General features: G+C 72.3%; 19 protein-coding genes and 1 tRNA gene. 13 read left to right on the forward strand and 7 right to left on the reverse strand.

Annotation, left to right across the window (positions count from 1 at the left end; translation table 11 throughout):
- The first annotated feature begins 3 nt into the window (after positions 1–3).
- The 7 genes from ABH931_RS32895 to ABH931_RS32925 all read left to right on the forward strand — a co-directional run bounded on the left by ABH931_RS32895 (position 4) and on the right by ABH931_RS32925 (position 6,736).
- A complete protein-coding gene (locus ABH931_RS32895) occupies positions 4–1,425 on the forward strand; it encodes an enoyl-CoA hydratase/isomerase family protein (protein WP_370121623.1) in 1,422 nt (473 codons plus the stop codon).
- Positions 1,426–1,489: 64 nt separating this feature from the next.
- On the forward strand, positions 1,490–2,632 hold the full coding sequence (gene pdhA / locus ABH931_RS32900) for a pyruvate dehydrogenase (acetyl-transferring) E1 component subunit alpha (protein ID WP_370121626.1): 1,143 nt from the start codon (positions 1,490–1,492) through the stop codon (positions 2,630–2,632).
- 1 nt (position 2,633) lies between these two features.
- The gene (locus ABH931_RS32905) at positions 2,634–3,650 is read left to right on the forward strand and encodes an alpha-ketoacid dehydrogenase subunit beta (RefSeq protein ID WP_370121628.1); all 1,017 of its coding nucleotides are present in this window, start codon (positions 2,634–2,636) and stop codon (positions 3,648–3,650) included.
- A complete protein-coding gene (locus ABH931_RS32910; protein ID WP_370121631.1) occupies positions 3,647–4,975 on the forward strand; it encodes a dihydrolipoamide acetyltransferase family protein in 1,329 nt (442 codons plus the stop codon). Before ABH931_RS32905 ends, ABH931_RS32910 begins: the two co-directional genes overlap by 4 nt.
- 53 nt (positions 4,976–5,028) lie before the next feature.
- Positions 5,029–6,117 carry a branched-chain amino acid aminotransferase gene (locus ABH931_RS32915; protein ID WP_370121633.1) on the forward strand — a complete coding sequence of 363 codons (1,089 nt, stop codon included), beginning with the start codon at positions 5,029–5,031 and terminating at the stop codon, positions 6,115–6,117.
- Positions 6,118–6,286: 169 nt separating this feature from the next.
- Positions 6,287–6,517, forward strand: coding sequence for a hypothetical protein (locus tag ABH931_RS32920; protein WP_370121636.1), 231 nt, complete (start codon positions 6,287–6,289; stop codon positions 6,515–6,517).
- A 96-nt stretch (positions 6,518–6,613) separates the two neighbouring features.
- Positions 6,614–6,736 (forward strand): hypothetical protein, encoded by a 123-nt coding sequence (locus ABH931_RS32925; protein ID WP_370121639.1) that lies wholly within the window; start codon positions 6,614–6,616, stop codon positions 6,734–6,736.
- A gap of 407 nt (positions 6,737–7,143) precedes the next feature.
- On the opposite strand, the gene ABH931_RS32930 is transcribed toward ABH931_RS32925, so the two are convergent.
- Positions 7,144–7,220 (reverse strand) — tRNA-Lys (locus ABH931_RS32930).
- A 188-nt stretch (positions 7,221–7,408) separates the two neighbouring features.
- Here ABH931_RS32930 and ABH931_RS32935 point away from each other — a divergent pair.
- The 3 genes from ABH931_RS32935 (at position 7,409) to ABH931_RS32945 (ending at position 10,839) form a co-directional block, all read left to right on the forward strand.
- Positions 7,409–8,485 carry an LLM class flavin-dependent oxidoreductase gene (locus ABH931_RS32935; protein ID WP_370121642.1) on the forward strand — a complete coding sequence of 359 codons (1,077 nt, stop codon included), beginning with the start codon at positions 7,409–7,411 and terminating at the stop codon, positions 8,483–8,485.
- On the forward strand, positions 8,482–9,360 hold the full coding sequence (locus ABH931_RS32940; protein WP_370121645.1) for a 1-aminocyclopropane-1-carboxylate deaminase/D-cysteine desulfhydrase: 879 nt from the start codon (positions 8,482–8,484) through the stop codon (positions 9,358–9,360). Before ABH931_RS32935 ends, ABH931_RS32940 begins: the two co-directional genes overlap by 4 nt.
- Positions 9,361–9,639: 279 nt before the next feature.
- Positions 9,640–10,839 (forward strand): carbohydrate-binding protein, encoded by a 1,200-nt coding sequence (locus ABH931_RS32945; RefSeq protein ID WP_370121724.1) that lies wholly within the window; start codon positions 9,640–9,642, stop codon positions 10,837–10,839.
- Between the two features lie 128 nt (positions 10,840–10,967).
- Here the strand turns inward: ABH931_RS32945 and ABH931_RS32950 are convergent, their stop codons facing one another.
- Positions 10,968–11,759: an SDR family NAD(P)-dependent oxidoreductase gene (locus ABH931_RS32950; protein ID WP_370121648.1), complete on the reverse strand. Its 792-nt coding sequence runs from the start codon at positions 11,757–11,759 to the stop codon at positions 10,968–10,970.
- Between the two features lie 143 nt (positions 11,760–11,902).
- Between ABH931_RS32950 and ABH931_RS32955 the strand changes: the two genes are divergently transcribed.
- Complete coding sequence (locus ABH931_RS32955; protein WP_370121651.1) at positions 11,903–12,628, forward strand: TetR family transcriptional regulator; 726 nt, start codon at positions 11,903–11,905, stop codon at positions 12,626–12,628.
- 279 nt (positions 12,629–12,907) lie between these two features.
- Here ABH931_RS32955 and ABH931_RS32960 read toward each other — a convergent pair whose 3' ends face one another.
- The 4 genes from ABH931_RS32960 to ABH931_RS32975 are packed head-to-tail and all read right to left on the reverse strand — an operon-like array spanning position 12,908 to position 15,739.
- Complete coding sequence (locus ABH931_RS32960) at positions 12,908–13,306, reverse strand: VOC family protein (RefSeq protein WP_370121654.1); 399 nt, start codon at positions 13,304–13,306, stop codon at positions 12,908–12,910.
- The gene (locus ABH931_RS32965) at positions 13,303–13,851 is read right to left on the reverse strand and encodes a cupin domain-containing protein (protein WP_370121656.1); all 549 of its coding nucleotides are present in this window, start codon (positions 13,849–13,851) and stop codon (positions 13,303–13,305) included. The genes ABH931_RS32960 and ABH931_RS32965 overlap by 4 nt, the downstream gene beginning before the upstream one ends.
- A gap of 47 nt (positions 13,852–13,898) precedes the next feature.
- Complete coding sequence (locus tag ABH931_RS32970; protein WP_370121658.1) at positions 13,899–14,108, reverse strand: acyl-CoA carboxylase subunit epsilon; 210 nt, start codon at positions 14,106–14,108, stop codon at positions 13,899–13,901.
- 47 nt (positions 14,109–14,155) lie between these two features.
- A complete protein-coding gene (locus ABH931_RS32975) occupies positions 14,156–15,739 on the reverse strand; it encodes an acyl-CoA carboxylase subunit beta (protein ID WP_370121660.1) in 1,584 nt (527 codons plus the stop codon).
- Between the two features lie 254 nt (positions 15,740–15,993).
- On the opposite strand from ABH931_RS32975, the gene ABH931_RS32980 reads away from it, so the two are divergent.
- Entirely contained in the window at positions 15,994–16,638 is a 645-nt protein-coding gene (locus tag ABH931_RS32980; protein ID WP_370121662.1) for a hypothetical protein, read from the forward strand.
- 171 nt (positions 16,639–16,809) lie between these two features.
- Here ABH931_RS32980 and ABH931_RS32985 read toward each other — a convergent pair whose 3' ends face one another.
- Positions 16,810–18,411, reverse strand: a complete 1,602-nt coding sequence (locus tag ABH931_RS32985; protein ID WP_370121664.1) for an ABC-F family ATP-binding cassette domain-containing protein — start codon at positions 18,409–18,411, stop codon at positions 16,810–16,812.
- A 345-nt stretch (positions 18,412–18,756) separates the two neighbouring features.
- Between ABH931_RS32985 and ABH931_RS32990 the strand changes: the two genes are divergently transcribed.
- Positions 18,757–19,617 carry a thiol:disulfide interchange protein DsbA/DsbL gene (locus ABH931_RS32990; RefSeq protein WP_370121667.1) on the forward strand — a complete coding sequence of 287 codons (861 nt, stop codon included), beginning with the start codon at positions 18,757–18,759 and terminating at the stop codon, positions 19,615–19,617.
- Positions 19,618–19,627: the final 10 nt, after the last annotated feature.

Raw genomic sequence — 19,627 nt, forward strand, 5'->3', positions numbered from 1 at the left:
CCCGTGTCGACACGACAGCCGGCGCAGCGCCTCCACCCATCCGACACGGTGGCGGCGCGGACGCCCGCGGCCCCGCAGTTCCGCGGGGACCACGCCGCGGACACCCGCCTGCTCGGCGCCCACCTCGACGCCTGCGAGGACCTCGCGGCCGACCTGCCGCCGCGCGCCGAGCGCTCCCCCGCCCAGCGCGGCCGTGCCGAGCACATCGACCGTGACGCACGACAGGCGCGCCACCGCTTCATGGAGCTGCACGCCGGCCGCGTCTACGACGAACTGACCGCCGGTCGGAGCCGTCAGGTCCGGCTGGACGAACTGGCGTTCACGGCGGCGGACCGGTACCCAGGGCTGGTCCCGACGCGGGCGCGAGCGGCCGCGGACCGCCTGGTCCCCCAATCCGCCAAGTCGAGCGGCGAGGTCGACCAGGGGCTCTTCTTCGCCCATCTGCTGAACCTGCGCACCCCCGGGGAACACCTGCTGCGCTCCATGCTGGCGCCCACCCCCCGCGCGCTGGCCCTGCTCCCCGAGTTCCGCAGGACCGGGCACCTGGACCTCGGCCAGGCCGTCATCCACCGCGACGGCTTCGTGGCCGAGGTGACCATCTGCAACCAGCACGTCCTCAACGCCGAGGACGACGCGGTGGTCGAGGCCCTGGAGACCGCCGTGGACCTGGCGCTCCTGGACGACACGGTGTCCGTGGGCGTGCTGCGGGGCAGCGTGCTCTCCCACCCGCGCTACAGCGGGCGGCGCGCCTTCGGCGCCGGGATCAACCTGACCGACCTCTACCAGGGGAAGATCTCCTTCGTGGACTTCATGCTCCGCCGGGAGCTGGGCTACATCCGCAAGCTGGTCCACGGTCTGCACCAGGGTGCGGAGGGCACCCCGTTCGACCTCCCGAGCGGCAAGCCGTGGGTCGGTGCGATCGACACCTTCGCGATCGGCGGCGCCACCCAGGTCGCGCTCGTCCTCGACCGGGTGATCGCCGGATCCGACGCCTACTTCTCCCTGCCCGCGCTGGCGGAGGGCATCATCCCCGGAGCGGCCAACATGCGGCTCGGACGGGTGGTCGGGCGGCGGATGGCGCAACGGCTGATCTTCTTCGGCGAGCACGTCGCGGCGACCAGCCCCGAGGCCCTGACGCTGTGCGACGAGGTCGTCCCGCCCGAGGCGGTCGACGCGGCCGTGGCGGCGGCCGCCGACCGGCTGGCGGACCCCGCGGTCCCCGGCAACCGTCGCATGGTCCACCTGGCGGAGGAGCCGGACGACCTCTTCCGCACGTACATGAGCCGCTATGCACTGGAGCAGGCCTCCAGGATGCACAGCCCGGACGTGGTGGCGAAGTTGGAACGCACCTGGATCAACCGGGCACCGGCCGCGGCACCGCACGGACGGCCGGAGCGCACGCGGAAACTCACCGCGAACGTCTGACGCCCTCCTCCTCCCCCCCGCCGGCGAACCGCCGGCGAACCGCCAGAGAAAGCGAGTGCCCCGCATGTCCGTCACGACAGCTGCACCCGTCGCGACAGCTGTGCCCGTCCCCCGCAGCGGAGGGACGGCGGAAGCCCTGCTCCCCACGGCGGTCCCGGTACAGCTCGTCACCGAGGCCGGCACCGCGGCCACCCCGCCCCCGGGATACGTCGCGCCCCCGGACGCGACCCTGCGCGAGGCCTACCGGCGGATGGTCGTGGGACGGCGGTTCGACCAGCAGGCGACCACGCTGACGCGGCAGGGGCGGCTCGCCGTCTACCCATCGAGCCGCGGCCAGGAAGCGTGCCAGGTCGCCGGTGTCCTCTCGTTGCAGGAGCAGGACTGGCTCTTCCCCACCTACCGGGACTCCATGGCCCTGGTGGCACGCGGCGTGGACCCGGTGGAAGTGCTGACCCTGCTGCGCGGCGACTGGCACTGCGGCTACGACCCGACGACGGTGCGGGTGGCACCCGTCTGCACGCCGCTGGCCACCCAGCTCCTGCACGCCACCGGCATGGCGGATGCGACGCGCCGCAAGGGCGAGGACGGCGTGGTGATGGCCTTCGTCGGCGACGGGGGCACGAGTGAGGGCGACTTCCACGAGGCCCTCAACTTCGCCGCGGTGTTCCACGCCCCCGTCGTGTTCTTCGTCCAGAACAACAAGTACGCCATCTCCGTTCCACTCGCGAAGCAGTCCGCCGCACCGACCCTCGCGCACAAGGGAGTCGGCTACGGGATCCGCTCCGAACAGGTCGACGGCAACGACCTGGTCGCGGTCCTCGCGGTGCTGACCGCGGCCGTGGCCCACGCCCGGTCCGGGCGTGGGCCCTTCCTGGTGGAGGCCCACACCTACCGCATGGAGGGGCACACCAACGCCGACGACCCCGACCGCTACCGGGACGGCGACGAGGTGCGTCGATGGAGTGCGGCGGACCCGGTGGACCGGCTGCGGACCTACCTGCGCGGCAAGGGGGTCCTCACCGAGCAGGACGTCGAGACCGTCCAAGCGGAGGCCGAGGCGCTGGCGGCGGACCTGCGGGCCCGCATCGACGTCGAGGCACTCCTGGACCCCCTCGAACTCTTCGCGCACGTCTACGCCGACCCCACACCCCAACTTCTGGAGCAACGCGGGCAGTTGCAAACCGAACTGCAGGACACGGAGGACTGACATGGCGACGGTCACCATGGCCCAGGCCCTGAACGCGGCCCTGCGGGACACGCTGCGCGAGGACGACCGCACCCTGGTGTTCGGGGAGGACGTCGGGCGCCTGGGCGGCGTGTTCCGCATCACCGACGGACTGACGGACGAGTTCGGCGAGGAGCGCTGCTTCGACACACCCCTCGCGGAGTCGGGCCTGGTCGGGCTCGGCGTCGGCCTGGCGATGGGCGGGTTCCGCCCCGTGGTGGAGATCCAGTTCGACGCCTTCGCCTACCCGGCGTTCGAGCAGATCGCCTCGCACGTGGCGAAGATGCGCAACCGCACCCGGGGGCGGGTGGCGCTGCCGATGGTCATCCGCATCCCGTACGGAGGCGGGATCGGCGGCGTCGAGCACCACAGCGACTCCAGCGAGGCCTACTACGCCCACACGCCGGGCCTCAAGGTGGTCACCCCGGCGACCGTCGAGGACGCCTACTGGCTCCTCAGGGACGCCGTGCGCGACCCGGATCCCGTGGTGTTCCTGGAGCCCAAGAAGCTGTACTGGTCGAAGCAGGAAGCCGACCTCGGACACCGTGGCGTTCCCGCCCTCGGCACGGCGGTGGTCCGCCGCCCCGGGCACGACGCCACGCTGCTCGCCTACGGCCCCTCGGTTCCGGTGGCGCTCGAAGCGGCCCGCGAGGCGGCGCAGGCGGGCATCGACCTGGAGGTCGTGGACCTGCGTACGCTGGTGCCGTTCGACGACGAGACGGTGACGCGGTCCGTGCGACGCACCGGCCGTTGCGTGGTGGTCCAGGAGGCGCAGGGGTTCGCGGGGGTCGGCGCCGAGATCGCCGCCCGCGTGCAGGAGCGCTGCTTCCACTCCCTGTCCGCCCCGGTCCTGCGCGTCGCCGGCTTCGACATCCCCTATCCGCCGCCCAGGTTGGAACACGCGTACCTGCCGGGCGTCGACCGCGTCCTGGACGCGGTCCACCGCCTGCAGTACGACGACGTGCCGGACACCATCCACCTCGCGAGGGGGGCCGCATGACCGCCGTCCGGGAGGGCCAAGTCTTCCCCCTGCCCGACCTCGGCGAAGGACTGGTCGACGCCGAGATCATCACCTGGCGGGTGGCCGTCGGCGACACCGTAGAGGTCGACCAGGTGGTGGCCGAGGTCGAGACGGTGAAGGCGGCCGTCGAGATCCCCGTGCCGTACGCGGGGACCGTGCTGGCCCTGCACGCGGAGACGGGATCCGTCCTCGCCGTCGGAGCCCCCCTCATCTCCGTCGGCCGGTCCACCACCGCGGACACCCCCGGGCCCACGGGTACCGTCCCCGCAGCCCCCGCAGTCCCCGCAGGCGGGAGCGGCAACGTCCTGGTTGGCTACGGGACCAAGCACGCCCCGGCCAGGCGCCGGGCCCGCGATCGGGGCGACGCCGGCCGGACCGTGCCGACGGTGCAGCCCCTTCCTGCCTCCGGTGACATCGGCGACACCGGGCGGGCAGCCGCACCGTTGGTGATCTCCCCGCTGGTCCGCGCGTTCGCACGGAAGCACGGCGTGGACCTCACCCGCCTCTCCCCCAGCGGGCCGCACGGCGTCATCCTGCGCCGTGACGTCGAGCGGGCCGTCGAGCGGCCCGCCGAACCGGCCGTTGCCCGCGCGGACCAACCCGCCAGGACCGACACCGAGGAGCGCATCCCCCTGCGGGGCCTGCGCAGGGTCGCCGCCGAGAAACTGTCCCGCAGCAACGAGATCCCCGACGCCACCGCCTGGGTGGACGTCGACGCGACCGAGCTGGTCCAGGCCCGGGAGACCCTCCGATCCAAGGGACCGGGCAGTCACATCAGCCTGCTGGCGCTCTTGGCCCGCATCTGCGTCGCTGGACTGCGCCGGTTTCCGGAGTTGAACGCGACGGTGGACGTGGCGCGGGGCGAGATCGTCCGCTTCTCCGCAGTGCACCTGGGCTTCGCCGCCCAGACCGAACGCGGGCTCATCGTGCCCGTGGTCCGTGACGCCCACCGCAGGACGACGGCCGAACTGGCCGCCGAGCTGCGCCTGCTGACGGATCAGGCCCGCACCAACGGTCTGCGGCCGACGTCACTGACCGGGGGGACGTTCACGCTGAACAACTACGGCGTGTTCGGGGTCGACGGCTCCGCGGCGCTCATCAACCACCCCGAGGCCGCGATTCTCGGCATCGGCCGCATCATCGACCGGCCGTGGGTGGTCGAGGGGGAGCTCGCCGTCCGCAAGGTCGCCCAACTCTCGCTCACCTTCGACCACCGGGCGTGCGACGGAGGTACCGCCGGGGGGTTCCTGCGTTTCGTCGCGGACTGCGTGGAGCGCCCCGCCCTGCTCCTGGCCGACCTGTGACCTGCGACCTGCGTCCTTCGGCCGACCAGGTACGACGACACGAGGAGTTGACGATGAGATCCGCGTTCCCGCTGGTGCGCACCCCGCATCCGGTCCCCGAGGCCGAACGCGCGAGCATCCTGGCCGCGCCGGGGTTCGGCCGGCACTTCACCGACCACATGGCCTCGGCGGTCTGGACTCCGGAGGTCGGTTGGCACGACCACGGGGTGAGCGCGCTGCGTCCGTTCTCCCTGCACCCGAGTGCGGCCGTCCTGCACTACGCGCAGGAGGTCTTCGAAGGGCTGAAGGCCTATCGGCACGACGACGGCAGCGTCTGGCTGTTCCGGCCCGAGCGGAACGCGCGCCGCTTCGCGCGGTCCGCTGAGCGGATGGCGCTGCCGACGCTGCCGGAGGACGACTTCCTCGCCGGCATCGAGGCACTGGTGCGCGCGGACGAACCGTGGGTACCGGCGGCGACGGGCGAGAGGAGCCTGTACCTGAGGCCGTTCATGTTCGCGGCGGAGTCCTTCCTCGGTGTCCGACCGGCCGAACGCGTCGTGTACTCCGTGATCGCATGCCCGGCGGAACCGTACTTCCCCTCGGGGGACAACGGCGTGACCCTGTGGGTGAGTACGTCCTACACGCGGGCGGGCCAGGGCGGCACCGGCGACTCGAAGTGCGGGGGCAACTACGGTGCTGGCCTCGCGGCACAGGTCGAGGCCGAACGGCACGGCTGCGACCAGGTGCTGTATCTGGACGGTGCGGGCGAGCAGGGCTGCGTCGAGGAGTCCGGAGCAATGAACCTATTCCTGATCACGTCCGACGGCGAACTCGTCACCCCGGCGCTCGGCACCATCCTGGAGGGCGTCACCCGCGACACGGTCCTGACGCTCGCCCCCGAGTACGGCCTGACCCCGGTCGCGCGACCCGTCACCTTCGAGGAACTCCGCGAGGGCCTCGCGGACGGCACCATCACCGAGGCCTTCGCCTCGGGCACGGCGGCCGTGCTCACCTCCGTCGTCGGCATCAAGGGCGAGGGATACGCCTGGACGGTCGGCACCGGCAAGCAGGGTGAGCGGACCGCGGCACTCCGTGAGCGGGTGCTCGGGATCCAGTACGGCCGGGTCGAAGACAGCCACGGCTGGTTGCGCCGTGTGGTGTGACGGCTCCCTCGATGACCTCGCGCTGATCCATGAAGCGCTCAGGCACCACCTGACGGCGGTTGTGGGTGCTGCGACGCCGCCGAGCAGCCCTCGGGCGCCGGGCGTCGGCGCGGGCGCGGGCGCGGGCGACGGTGCGAGTGGGGGCGCGGGTGCCGCTGCGGTGCTCGTGATGCTCGGGCTCCTGGCTCTCGGACTCGGGACCGTCTGCGCCACCGACTACGGCGCGATCATGACCCGCCTGCACGCCCGACAGGTCTCGGACCGGATGCGCCTGCCCCCGCTGCTCCGCCGCCTCACGCTTCCCCCGACGCACCCCTCCGCCCACCGGGTTCCGGGCGCACTCCTCGCGGGGGTCGGCTGCGTCTTCGTCGCCAGCGGTGTCTGGGTCCTCATCCCGTAGACCCGTGGGACAGCCCCCTGTGGGGCTCGTAAAGTCATCGCCGCACGTGGGAACCCACGCGCAAACGGCCTGGGCGGTGGCTGGGATGCTGCGCGCGTGATCATCTCACTGCTGTACCGGGCCACCCGTTCGCTGCTGTCCTTGCCTGCGGTGCTGCTGCGCCGGGACACGGCCAAGGACGCCGAACTGCTGGTGCTGCGCAGAACGGGGAGTGTCTGATCCTGGGCTCTGGCCGGAAAATCACCGCCTTCGTGGACGTACGGGAGCGCGCTCCGTGCTCGCGTGTTGGTGCTGCTGTGGAGGGCTGGCTGTGGTCAGGCCGGGGCGGGGGTCAGGGTGACGGTGTTGCCGAGGCGTTCGAGTTGCCGCACCTGACCCAGCGTCAGTACCGGGTGCGGAACCACTTGCTCCAGAAAGGCGGGCCGACGACTCGGCGCAAAGGCCCGCCAAAACGCTCACCCGGCACTGACCGACCTTCTCCCGGCGCGGCGCCCGGCAGGGCGGACTCATACGAGCCGTTCACATCCACTGCGTGCCTGTGCTCCCACCACGCTCCCACCGCGGGCACAAAAAAGACCTGCGGCTCCATGATCAATCATGAAGCCGCAGGTCAGATACTACCTTGGTGGTGCGCCGCCAGGGACTCGAACCCCGGACCCGCTGATTAAGAGTCAGCTGCTCTAACCAACTGAGCTAGCGGCGCGGGTCGTGCTTTCCTCGCGGTTTCCCGCGCCTCGGCACGACAGAAATACTACCTGACCTGCGAGGGTGCTCGTGACCACCTCCAGGGGCGGGGCCTGGGCGCAGGGCGGGAACAGGAGGGCGGCGGGCGCGGTTGGCCAGAGGGAGAGTGGAGGGCAGACCGCCGCCGCACGACCGTGGAGCCGCACGATGAGCCAGACCGCCGCCGGGACAGCCGAGACCGCCGGACGCGCCGACGAGGCGCAGGTGCCGCTGTCGATCCTCGATCTGGCGACTGTCGGCGAGGGCTACACGCCCTCGCAGGCGCTGGCGGCCACCACGACGCTGGCACAGCAGGCGGAGGAGTGGGGTTACCACCGGTTCTGGGTCGCCGAGCACCACGGGATGCCGGGTGTGGCCAGCTCCTCCCCCGCCGTGCTGCTGGCGCACCTCGGCGCGCACACGCGGCGGATCCGGCTCGGCTCCGGCGGGGTGATGCTGCCGAACCACGCGCCGCTGGTGATCGCGGAGCAGTTCGGGCTGCTGCACGCGCTGCACCCGGGGCGGATCGACCTCGGGCTGGGGCGAGCGCCCGGGACGGATCAGGCGACGGCGCGTGCGCTGCGGCGCGGGGCCGGGCTGGACGCGGCGGACGAGTTCCCGCAGCAGCTGAGCGAGCTGCTGCACTTCCTGGACGCGGACTTCCCCGCCGGGCACCTGTACGAGCGGCTGAAGGCGGTTCCCGGGGAGGCGAGCGCGCCCGGCAGCGGGCGGCCGCCCGTGTGGCTGCTGGGTTCGTCCGGGTTCAGCGCGCAGCTCGCCGGGCGGCTGGGTCTGCCGTTCGCGTTCGCGCACCACTTCAGCGCCGCGAACACCGTGCCCGCGCTCGACCTCTACCGTGACTCGTTCCGCCCGTCCGAGGTGCTCTCGGAGCCGTACGCGCTGATCGGAGTCGGGGTCGTCGCCGCGGACGAGGAGCGTGAGGCGCGCCGGCTCGCGGGCTCCGGGGCGCTGGCGATGCTGCGGCTGCGCAGCGGGCGGCCCGGCCTGGTGCCGACGCCGGCCGAGGCGGAGTCCTACCCCTACAGTGAGCTGGAGCGCGACTTCGTCGACGCCTGGCTGTCGAACGTCGTCGTCGGCGACCCGGACCAGGTGCGGGAGGGCCTGCGGCAGCTGCGCGGGCGCACGGGCGCGGACGAGCTGATGGTGACCAGCAACATCCACGGACACGAGGCGCGACGCCGTTCCTACGAGCTGGTCGCCAAGGCGTGGGGCCTGCCCCGGTGACGCAGGTGGCCCCGGTAGGCGGCGCCTCGCCGTTGCAGGAGCTGGATGACGAGCGCGTCCGGCGGGCGGGTGTGCGACTGCTGCTCAAGCGCGACGATCTGCTGCACCCGCCGGTGAGCGGCACCAAGTGGCGCAAGCTGCGGCCGAATCTGGAGCGCGCGCGGGCCACGGGCACGCTGCTGACCTTCGGTGGCGCGTACTCCAACCACCTGCGCGCTGCCGCTGCGGCCGGACGGGAGGCCGGGCTTCGGACGGTGGGCGTCGTGCGCGGGGACGAGCTGCGTGGGCGGGAGTTGAACCCGGTGCTGGCCCGGGCGGCCGCGGACGGCATGGAGCTGGAGTTCGTCAGCCGCTCCGCCTGGCGCTCCCGGATGACGCCGGAGTCGCTCGCGCAGTCGCTGGACCGTTTCGGCCCCGCCTGGGTGGTGCCGGAGGGTGGGAGCAACGCCGAGGGGGTGCGCGGCTGCGCGTCGCTGGGCGAGGAACTGCGCAACAGCGGAGCCGAGTTGGTCTGCTGCTCGGTCGGGACGGGCGGCATGCTGGCCGGTCTGGCGGCCGGGCTCGGTCACGGGCAACGGGCGCTCGGCTTCGCCGCGTTGGCGCACGCCGACCTCGTGGCGGAGACGCGTGCCCTGCAACGGGAGGCCTTCGGCGGCGTGCGCGGCAGCTGGGAGGTGGACGCCACCGCGGCCGTCTTCGGCGGTTATGGGCGACGCACACCCGAGGTGGACGCGTTCGGCGCGGACTTCGAGCGGCGGCACGGTCTCGCGCTCGATCCGACCTACGAGGCGAAGCTGCTGTGCGCGCTCTTTGCGCGGATCGCGGCAGGGGAACTGGCGTGCGGGACGACAGTGGCGGTGGTCGTCGCGGGTTGAGGGGCATCCCGGGCAGAAGGGCGGCGCGATCCTTAAGGGAGCATTGGTCTAGCCCTAGGTCTAGTCCAATCTATTGACGCGCCGTCGACACCTCGACACTCTGGACCGTGGACCCGAGCAGGCACACCCCCACACCGTGCCCGCCGCCGGCGTCCGCCGGTTGTCCGTGTCCTTGTCCTCCTCCCCACAAGGAGTGTCCAGGTGTTCCGCTTCACCCCCAACCGCGTGCTCGCGACGGTCGGTGCCGCCGCGCTCGCCGCCGGTGGGCTGCTGGCCTCGATGGGCGGCAGCGCCCAGGCCAGTACCACCACCGCACTCGGCAGCAACTGGTACGCCGCCGCGCCCTATCTGATGCCGCTCGACAACAACCCGCCGAACCCCACCGACGTGATGGCGGCGACCGGCCTCAAGGCGTTCCAACTCGCCTTCATCCTGGCCCCCAACGGCGGTGGCTGTACGCCGACCTGGGGCGGCACGGCGGACGTGGCCAGTGACACCAGCGTGGCCGCGACCATCGCCTCGATCCGCGCCGCGGGCGGCGACGTCTCCGTCTCCATCGGCGGTTACGGCGGCACCAAGCTCGGCCAGACCTGCGCCACCCCGGCCGCGACCGCCGCCGCGTACCAGCAGGTCATCGACAAGTACGGCCTGCACGCCATGGACTTCGACCTCGAAGAGCCGGAGTACGAGAACACCACGGCCGTGGCGAACGAGATCGGCGCCGCGCAGATCCTGCAGAAGAACAACCCCGGCCTGTACATCTCGATCACCACGCCCGGCACCACCGCCGGCACCGGCTGGTTCGGCCAGCAGATGCTCAACCAGGCGAAGTCGGACGGCTTCACGCCGAACAACTTCTCGATCATGCCGTTCGACGGCGGCTTCAACGGCGCGTCGAGCCAGATCTCCGCGTTGCAGGCGTTCAACACGCTGCTGATGAACACCTTCGGCTGGGACAGCGCCACGGCCTACGCCCACGAGGGCATCTCGATGATGAACGGCCGCAGCGACAGCGGCGAGTACTTCTACCAGTCGGACTTCCAGACGGTGTTGAACTTCGCCGAGGCCAACCACCTGGCCCGGTACACCTTCTGGTCGGTCAACCGCGACCGCCAGTGCACCCCGGCGGACAACAACGGCCAGACGTCCGGCACCTGCAGCAGCGTGACGCAGGGCGCGTACGACTTCACCAAGTACGACGTGCAGTTCGCGGGCGCGACCCCGCCCACCAGCACGCCGACGGCCAGCGCGAGCGCCTCCGCCTCGTCGTCCCCGACCTCGACGGCCAGTGCGAGCGCCAGCGCGACCGCGACGAGCGGTGGCGGCACCTGCACCGCGGCGCCGTGGAACTCCAGCACCGCGTACAACGGCGGCGCCGTGGTCAGCTACAACGGTCACCAGTGGACCGCGAAGTGGTGGACCGAGGCCGACACCCCGGGCGGCGCGGCCGGAGTGTGGACAGACAACGGTCCGTGCTGAGTGAGCGCATGAGCTGAGGAGGGGGCGGCCGGTGGCCGCCCCCTCCGTCGTTCCGCCGCGCGGGGCGGCTCAGTAGCGCGTGTCAGGCACAGGAGCGCGTGTCAGCGTGTCAGGCCCAGTAGGGCGTGTCAGTAGTGCGTGCCGCCGTCGATGCGGATCTCGGTGCCGGTGATGAACGAACCGTCCACCGAGCCCAGCATGGCGACGACCCCCGCGACAGCGTCCGGCCCGGCGAAGCCGCTGCCGAGCGCCGGGGCGAGCTTCGCGAACAGGGAGAAGTCCGCGTCCGCGGGCAGGCCCGGACCGGCGTTCTGCGCGCTGGTGCCGGATGCGTCGGTCATCCCGGAGGAGATGGAGCCCGGCGCGACCGCGGTGAAGCGGATGCCCTGCTTGCTGTACTCGGCGGCGAGCGCGTGGGTCATCGACTGGATGCCGCCCTTGCTGGCCGCGTAGGCCGCCATGTACGGGTGCGCGAAGCTCGCCGAGGTGGAGCTGAAGTTGATCACGGCCGGGGCGTCGCCCCGCAGCAGCGCCGGGATGCTCTCGCGGATCATCAGGAAGGTACCGGTCAGGTTGACCGCGATCACCTTGCCGAACAGCTCCAGGCTCGTCTCGTGGGTGTGCGAGGAGCGCAGGATGCCCGCCGCGTTGACCAGCACGTCCAGCCCGCCCAGCGCGGCGAGCGTGGCGGCGACGGCCTCGCGGACCGAGGTCTCGTCGGCGATGTTCACCGTGACGGTGTGCAGGCGCGCGTCGGTCCCCGCCTCGGCGGCGAGCTTGCGGGTGGCGGCGAGGCCGGCCTCGTCGACGTCGGCGGCGACGACGCGCCCGCCCTCGGCCAGCATGCGCAGGACGGTGGCCTGCCCGATGCCGGAGCCCCCGCCGGTGACCAGGACTCGACGACCCTCGTAGCGGTTCATGGCTGCTCCGTTTCCATACGAATCTCTCGACGTCGAGGTTCTCGGCGTCAACAGACACCGTACGCCTGGATGGCATGTTTTGCCACTAGTGCATTGCGTGCCGCAGCGACACTGACCGCCGAGGACGGCTTAAGGTGGACGGCGTGACGACGCAGCCTTCCTTGACCGAGCGGCGCAAGGCCGCCACCCAGCTCGACATCGCCCGGGCGGCCGCCGAACTGTTCGCGGAGCGGGGCCCGGACGGGACCACGGCGGAGGAGATCTCCGGACGGGCCGGGATCGCGCTGCGCACCTTCTACCGCTACTTCCGCAACAAGGAGGACGCAGTCTCGCCCCTGTTGAGCGCGGGCGGAGCTCGCTGGCGCGCGCTCGTCGCGACGGAGGCGGCAGCGGTCTCGGAAGCAGCAGAGAACGCCGCCGCAGCGACAGGCGCGGCAGAGGCAGGCGCCGCAGAGAACGGCGCGGCAGAGGCGGGCGCGGCGGGCGCGGGCCTGCGCGAGGCGCTGGTCCGCGCGGCGCGCGCCTCGCTGACGGCACAGACGGAGGGCTGGTCCCTCGGCCACGGCTGGGCGGCGGCCGAGGGCACCCGCGGACTGCTGCGCGCGGCGGCGGACGACGCGGCGCTGCGCGCGGTCTGGTACCGCGTCAACCAGGAGTCGGAGGAGCAGCTGACCGCCGTCCTCGCCTCCCTCCCGAGCCTCGCGGGGCGGGAGGAGCTGGAGCTCAGGATGATCGCCGCGGGCGCGACGGACGCGATCCGCCTCGCCCTGGAGTCCTGGGCGGCCTCGGACGCCCCCGTGGACGACGCCACCGCGGGCCCGGCGACGCTGGTCGAGGACTGCCTGCGCAAGCTGCTGCACTGGCTCTGAGCCCGCCCGACGCCGTCACGCCCACGGACGCAGGTCACAGCGGGGATTGCGCGCGGCGGGGCGGGGCCTGGCGGGAGGCGGACGGGCAGGCACCCGTCCACGGTCCCGCCCGGCGGACGGGTGCGGGGCCCGACGGACGGGTGCGCGCCCGGCGGAGGAGTGCGAGCCCGGCGGACGGGTGCGGGCCCGGCGGGGGGCGCGCCTGGCCGGCGGGTGCGGGCCCGGGCCGGACGGCCCGCGGCCGAGGCGGCACCCGCTGCCACGCGGGAGACCGGGGGGTCAGCCCCAGCTGCGGGAGCAGAGGACGAGGCGGTAGCCGTCCGGGTCGGTGATCGTCACACCGTGGGTGTCCCAGTACGGGTTGTGGGCCGGGACGCGGGTGCCGCCGGCGGCGAGCAGGCGGGCGACCAGGGCGTCGTCGATCGCGGTGCCGAGGTAGAGGACGAAGAGGTCGTCGACCGTCGGGGTCGGCTCCAGCGGGTTCCCGGGATCGCGCGTCAGCTCGAAGTGCCAGGTACCGCCGGGCGGGCCGACCATCACCAGGTCGTGCTCGCCGGGGACGCGTTCGGTCGTGCGCCACAGGACGTCCAGCCCCAGGCCCTCGACGTAGAACCGCTCGGCCGCCGCGAGGTCCCGCGAGGGGCGGGCCACGCGCACGTGGAGGGAGGTGTCGATCATGCCGAGCCCTCCAGTGCGGCGCGCCAGACGGGGCTGTCGACGTAGTGGTTGTCGAAGCGCTCCGCCGACTCCGCGATCTCCCGCGCGTCGGCCTCGCCGCGCAGCACGCGACCCAGCAGGCGCAGGTAGTCGAAGCGGTCCATGCCGGGCGTGAAGACGAACAGCACGTCCGCCTCGCACCCGGGCGCCGCCGCGAACGCGTGCGGGGTGTGCGGCGGGACGGCGAGGAAGTCGCCAGTCTCCAGCACGGTGATCTCCTGGTCCACCAGGACCCGGAGCGAGCCGCCGATGACGAAGAAGAGCTCGCTGGCCCTGGTGTGGAAGTGCGCAGGGGCGCCGACCGCGCCCTCGGCGAACGTGGAGCGGTAGCTGGTGAAGCCGCCCGCGGTGGTGCCCGAGTCGGCCAGCAGCGTCATCACGGCGCTGGGGTCGGCGCAGGTCTCGGCCTCGGCCCCGCGCGTCAGCACGGGCGCGAAGGGGGCGAAGGGGGCGAAGGGGGCGAAGGGGGCCGCGTCGCGGCCCCCTTCCGGTGTGTCCTTGATCATGGCCCGACCATACGATCTTGGTCTCGGTCGGGGCCAGACCGTTTCCGTCAGCGCCAGCTGACGGGGTTGCGGTAGCTGGAGACGCGCTCCAGACGGCGCCAGCGCGCCTGCGGGTGGCGGCTGCCGTGGGCGAAGCGGGGCTGGGTGGCGCGCTGCGCGGCGGCGGCGCGGGCCATCAGGACGGCGGTCAGCGCGGCGAGCTCCTCGTCGGCGAGCTCACCCTTGACGATCTGGACCATCGGCGCGGCGGCGGTCATCGTGGCCTTCCTCGGTGCTGAGTGCGGATGTATAGGGGGTTCGACGATTACTGCGGGGGGTTGCCGTGCTTGCGGGCCGGCAGGTCCGCGTGCTTGGTGCGGAGCATCTGCAGGGAGCGGATGAGCACCTCGCGGGTGGCGGCGGGGTCGATCACGTCGTCGACCAGCCCGCGCTCGGCCGCGTAGTAGGGGTGCATCAGCTCGTCCTTGTACTGCTGCACCATCTCGACGCGCTTGGCCTCGGGGTCGTCGGCGGCGGCGATCTCGCGGCGGAAGATGACGTTCGCGGCACCCTCGGCGCCCATCACGGCGATCTCGTTCGTCGGCCAGGCAAAGGCCAGGTCGGCGCCGACGGAGCGGGAGTCCATCACGATGTAGGCGCCGCCGTAGGCCTTGCGCAGCACCAGCGAGATCCGCGGGACGGTCGCGTTGCAGTACGCGTACAGCAGCTTCGCGCCGTGCCGGATGATGCCGCCGTGCTCCTGGTCCACGCCCGGCAGGAAGCCGGGCACGTCCAGCAGCGTGACCAGCGGGATGTTGAACGCGTCGCACAGCTGCACGAACCGCGCGGCCTTCTCCGACGCGTGGATGTCGAGCACGCCGGCCAGCGACTGCGGCTGGTTGGCGACGATGCCGACGACCTGGCCGTCCATCCGGGTCAGCGCGCAGATGACGTTGGTGGCCCAGCGCTCGTGGATCTCCATGAACTGGCCGTCGTCGGCCAGCTCCTCGATCACCTTGCGCATGTCGTACGGGCGGTTGCCGTCCGCGGGGACCAGGTCCAGCAGCGCCTCGCAGCGGCGGTCGGCCGGATCCTCGGTCATCTCGGCCGGCGGGGTCTCGCGGTTGTTCTGCGGCAGCATCGACAGCAGGTAGCGGACCTCCTCCAGGCAGGTCCGCTCGTCGTCGTAGGCGAAGTGCGCCACGCCGGAGACCTCGGCGTGCACGTCCGCGCCACCGAGACCGTTCTGCGAGATCTGCTCACCGGTGACGGCCTTGACCACGTCCGGGCCGGTGATGAACATCTGCGAGGTCTCGCGGACCATGAAGACGAAGTCCGTCAGCGCCGGCGAGTACGCCGCGCCGCCGGCGCACGGGCCGAGCATCACGCTGATCTGCGGGATCACGCCGGAGGCGCGGGTGTTGCGCTGGAAGATACCGCCGTACCCGGCCAGCGCCGTGACGCCCTCCTGGATGCGGGCGCCCGCGCCGTCGTTGAGCGACACCAGCGGCGCACCGGCCGCGATGGCCATGTCCATGATCTTGTGGATCTTCTGCGCGTGGGCCTCGCCCAGCGCGCCACCGAAGATCCGGAAGTCGTGCGCGTACACGAACACCGTGCGGCCGTGGACCGTGCCCCAGCCGGTGATGACACCGTCGGTGTAGGGCTTCTTCGCCTCCAGGCCGAACCCGGTCGCCCGGTGCCGGCGCAGCGGCTCGACCTCGCTGAACGAACCCTCGTCCAGCAGCAGGGCGATCCGCTCCCGAGCGGTCAGCTTGCCCTTCGCGTGCTGCGCCTCGGTCGCGGCCTGGCTCGGGCCCGCCAGCACCTGCTCACGAATGGCGGCCAGCTCGGCCACACGACCGTGCGCATCACTCGTGCTCACGGGGGCTTCACGCAGGACGGTCATCGCAGAACACTCCAAGGTCGGCTTGGAACGGTCCTCCGCTGTGGCGGGGAACCAGCTCACCCTTACGACCCTACGAGGCGGGACCAGCGAGACATGGGTGCGACTCCGTACAAGACCTGAGCCCCGGTTCTGGTGGGGATGGACAGGAGAGATACGCCGCTCCCCCTGACGTGGCCTGCTCCGGCGGGCCAGGAATCCCATGAAGCGGTCAAGAATTCATCCGCTCCTCACAAAGAAGCCCTAGGGTGCCCCGCATGACGACTCCCGGTCCCACCACCCCGGGCGGCACCTCCGCCCCCACCGGCCTCCCCGGCTTCGGCCCCGCTGCCCCCCTGTCCGAAGGCGACCAGGTCGCCGACCCCAAGACGGTCTCCATGGGCGTCGCCCAGAAGACCGCCTGGTCTCCCCGCGCCAACTCGGTCCTCAGCCCCGAGCAGAAGGACCTGGACGACCTGACCGACGACGAGCTGGAGGCCCTGACGCAGGAGAGCGTCTCCAAGGGCGTTCTCGGCGGCGCGTCCGCGATCGTCTCGGCGGCGCTCGGCCTGGTCTCCCTCAGCGGCACCTACCTCGGCTCGGTCATCCAGCAGCGTCAGGGCGTCATAGGCCAGATCAGCGCCAAGACCAATGCCGACCTGGTCAAGAACGCCTACAACGAGGCGTGGCACCGCATGGCCGAGTGGAACGGCGTGTTCGCGCTGATCGCCGTGCTGGCGGGTGCGGCGACGCTGTTCGGCGGGGCGTTCCTGTCGAGCAAGGAGATCCCGGGCTGGGTCAAGGCCGTCGCATGGGCCGGCGTGGTGCTGGGCCTGATCGGCCTCTTCGTCTCCGCGTCGATCTACTTCGACTGGTTCATGTCCCCGCTGAAGGCTCCCGCGACGGCCAGCACCGGCGGCTGACGGCCCCCAGGGGCGCCCCCAGGGGCGCGAGGAACTGCGATGAACTGCGCGAGCAACCACCGATAGGCGGATGGCCCTGCTCGTTCGGCGACACACCACACAGGGTGGCTTGTCGCGCACGCGGTTGATCGAGCAGGGCCTCGCGCCCCTTGCGTGCCGCCACTGGGCGTCTCAGCTCAGTCCGACCTCCCGGTCCACGCCGAGGTCGGCGAGGAAGCGCTGGTCGTGGGAGACCACGATGAGCGCGCCCTGGTAGCCGGCCAGAGCTGTGGTGAGCTGGCGGACCCCCGCCAGGTCGAGGTTGTTCGTCGGCTCGTCCAACAGCAGCAGCTGCGGCGCCGGCTCCGCCAGGAGCAGCGCCGCCAGGGCGGCCCGGAAGCGTTCGCCGCCCGAGAGCGTGCCGACCGGCTGGTCCGCGCGTGCCCCTCGGAAGAGGAAGCGGGCCAGGCGCGCGCGCAACGCGTTCGGCGTGGCCTGCGGCGCGAACCGCGCCGCGTTGGCGACGACGCTCGCCTCCTCGTCGAGCAGGTCCAGCCGTTGTGGCAGGTACCGGATCGGCACGGGCGCGTGCACCTCCCCGGCGACGGGGGCCAGCTCTCCGACGATGGTCCGCAGCAGCGTCGTCTTGCCGCTGCCGTTGGGACCGACCAGGGCGACCCGCTCCGGCCCGCGCAGCTCCAGCCGCAGCCGGGGCCCCTCCGGATCCGCGTGCACGGGCAGCAGGTCCAGCAGGGACAGCACCGTGCGGCCCACCGGGACCTCGGTCGCGGGCAGGTCGACGCGGATCTCGTCGTCGTCCCGGACCGCCAGCTCCGCCTCGCTCAGCCGCTCGCGCGCGAGGCGCACCTTGTCCTCGTGCTCGGTGCGCAGCCGTCCGGCGGACTCCTCCGCCGCCCGCTTGCGCGCACCCATGACGATCTTCGGCTCCCGCTTCTGGTCGGCCATCTTCTGGCCGTACCGCTTGCGACGGGCCAGCTTGACCTGGGTGTCCACCAGTTCGCGGCGCTGGCGCCGCAGATCCGACTCGGCGACGCGCACGTCGCGCTGCGCCGCCTCCTGGGCGACGGCGAGCGCCTCCTCGTATGCGGTGAAGTTGCCGCCGAACCACGTCACCTCGTGGTCCCGCAGTTCGGCGACGGAGTCGACCAGGTCCAGCAGCGCGCGGTCGTGGCTGACCACGACGAGCGTGCCGCGGAACTCGGTGACGGCCCGGTACAGCCGCTCGCGGGCACGGGTGTCGAGGTTGTTGGTCGGCTCGTCGAGCAGCAGCACGTCCGGGCCGCGCAGCAGCTGACCGGCCAGGCCCAGCAGCACGGCCTCACCGCCGGACAGCTCCTCGATGCACCGGTCCAGGCCGAGGTGGCCGAGGCCGAGTCTCGCCAGCTCGGCGTGCGCGCGCTCCTCGACGTCCCACTGCTCGCCGACGGCGGCGTAGTTCTCCTCCGTCACCTCCCCGCGCTCGATCGCGCGCAGGGCGCGGCGCGGGCCGGCGATGCCGAGGGCGACGTCGACGGGCAGCTCGACGTCCAGGGGCAGACGCTGCGGCAGGTAGCCGAGCGTGCCACGGACGCGGACCTGTCCGGCGTCGGGGGCGAGATCGCCCGCGACCAGCCGCAGCAGGGTGGACTTGCCGCTGCCGTTGCGGCCGATGAGGCCGGTGCGTCCGGCGCCGAAGGAGAGGTCCAGCCCGTCGAGGACGGGCGTCCCGTCGGGCCAGGCGTAGCGAAGGCCGGTGGCGACGACGACGGGTTCGTTGAAGGTGGGATGTGACATACGGGCTCCCGAGACGGTGACGGTGGGTGAGGCGAGCGAACGTCAGCTCGTCCAGCGACACGTGGGAGACACGGAGGGCCCGACAGAGGGCGCGCGACGGCGCGCGGGCATGCAAAAGCCGCCCGGAGCGGAGGAAGGCGCGGCGAAGCTGAGGTCGGGACGTGTCTCCGAGCTCAGCGAAGCAAGGGCCTTCTCCTGTCAGGCGGCATCAGGTACGTCGTCCACCGTAAGCGAGGCCGTGGGCGGCGGCAAACGAATTACCGACGCCGCCCCGTTCGGGCGAAACCGGGGTGCCGTTGCCGTGTCCGAAGCGGAGCGAGCGAGGCTGCTTGCCATCGTGCCTACATGCGCGTTCTGATCCGGCTCGCCCTTGCCGCGGCCATCTGCTCCAGCCTCCTCGGTGCCGCGCCCGCGCCCGCCCCGACGGCCGTCGTGTCCGCTCCGGCCGAGGGGCAGGACTACGTCCGGCTGGCGCACCCGGTGAAGACCGCGCCGCGCGAGGTCACCGAGGTGTTCTGGTACAACTGCGCGCACTCGTACCAGCTGGAGCAGCCCCTGGACGACTGGGCGGCACAGCAGGACCCGCCCGTGGTGATCCGGCGCATCCCGGCCGCGTGGCCGGACAAGCCGGTGATGATGGCCTACGCCCGCCTCTTCTACACGCTGGACAGGCTCGGCGTCTCCCAGCGCGAGGCCATCCCGGTCTTTCACGCGGTGCGCGACGAGGGCATGGACCTGACGACGGAGCAGGCGGTGCTCGACTGGGCGGCGGGCGAGGGCCTGGACCCGCGCGCGGTGCAGGCCGCCTACGAGTCGCAGCAGGTCCAGGACGAGACCCAGGCGGCGCCCGCGCTGCGCGACACGTACCAGACCGACGAGATGCCCAGCGTCATCGTCGGCGGCACGTTCCGCACCTCGCCGTTCATGTACCAGGACGGTGTGAGTGGCACCGTCCCGGTCGTCGACTACCTGTACCGGCACACCGCGCGCGGTGCGAGCCCGACCGCCTCCGCGGCGAAGTCCGCAACGAAGGCCACGACGAAGGCCGGCGCCAAGGCGGGCGCTACGACCGCCGTGAAGAGCGCCGTGAAAAGCGCCGTGAAGACCGCCTCGGGGTCAGCCGCCGCGCCCGAGCTGAGGCCGGCTGCCGAGGCCGCCCACCGTCACCCGCGACGCCACGCCCGGCGCCACCGCCGTCGCGGCTGAGTCCGGTCAG

It is taken from the genome of Streptacidiphilus sp. MAP12-33, assembly GCF_041261265.1.
Taxonomy (GTDB): Bacteria; Actinomycetota; Actinomycetes; order Streptomycetales; family Streptomycetaceae; genus Streptacidiphilus.

What these genes read in the sequence shown, in the direction of transcription:
- pdhA (WP_370121626.1), top strand. Translation starts at nt 1,490, where the DNA reads ATGTCCGTCACGACAGCTGCACCCGTCGCGACAGCTGTGCCCGTCCCC.
- ABH931_RS32960 (WP_370121654.1), bottom strand. Translation starts at nt 13,306, where the DNA reads ATGATCGACACCTCCCTCCACGTGCGCGTGGCCCGCCCCTCGCGGGAC.
- ABH931_RS32980 (WP_370121662.1), top strand. Translation starts at nt 15,994, where the DNA reads ATGACGACTCCCGGTCCCACCACCCCGGGCGGCACCTCCGCCCCCACC.
- ABH931_RS32935 (WP_370121642.1), top strand. Translation starts at nt 7,409, where the DNA reads ATGAGCCAGACCGCCGCCGGGACAGCCGAGACCGCCGGACGCGCCGAC.
- ABH931_RS32920 (WP_370121636.1), top strand. Translation starts at nt 6,287, where the DNA reads ATGCTCGGGCTCCTGGCTCTCGGACTCGGGACCGTCTGCGCCACCGAC.
- ABH931_RS32905 (WP_370121628.1), top strand. Translation starts at nt 2,634, where the DNA reads ATGGCGACGGTCACCATGGCCCAGGCCCTGAACGCGGCCCTGCGGGAC.
- ABH931_RS32970 (WP_370121658.1), bottom strand. Translation starts at nt 14,108, where the DNA reads ATGACCGCCGCCGCGCCGATGGTCCAGATCGTCAAGGGTGAGCTCGCC.
- ABH931_RS32910 (WP_370121631.1), top strand. Translation starts at nt 3,647, where the DNA reads ATGACCGCCGTCCGGGAGGGCCAAGTCTTCCCCCTGCCCGACCTCGGC.
- ABH931_RS32965 (WP_370121656.1), bottom strand. Translation starts at nt 13,851, where the DNA reads ATGATCAAGGACACACCGGAAGGGGGCCGCGACGCGGCCCCCTTCGCC.
- ABH931_RS32990 (WP_370121667.1), top strand. Translation starts at nt 18,757, where the DNA reads ATGCGCGTTCTGATCCGGCTCGCCCTTGCCGCGGCCATCTGCTCCAGC.
- ABH931_RS32945 (WP_370121724.1), top strand. Translation starts at nt 9,640, where the DNA reads ATGGGCGGCAGCGCCCAGGCCAGTACCACCACCGCACTCGGCAGCAAC.
- ABH931_RS32975 (WP_370121660.1), bottom strand. Translation starts at nt 15,739, where the DNA reads ATGACCGTCCTGCGTGAAGCCCCCGTGAGCACGAGTGATGCGCACGGT.
- ABH931_RS32915 (WP_370121633.1), top strand. Translation starts at nt 5,029, where the DNA reads ATGAGATCCGCGTTCCCGCTGGTGCGCACCCCGCATCCGGTCCCCGAG.
- ABH931_RS32950 (WP_370121648.1), bottom strand. Translation starts at nt 11,759, where the DNA reads ATGAACCGCTACGAGGGTCGTCGAGTCCTGGTCACCGGCGGGGGCTCC.
- ABH931_RS32985 (WP_370121664.1), bottom strand. Translation starts at nt 18,411, where the DNA reads ATGTCACATCCCACCTTCAACGAACCCGTCGTCGTCGCCACCGGCCTT.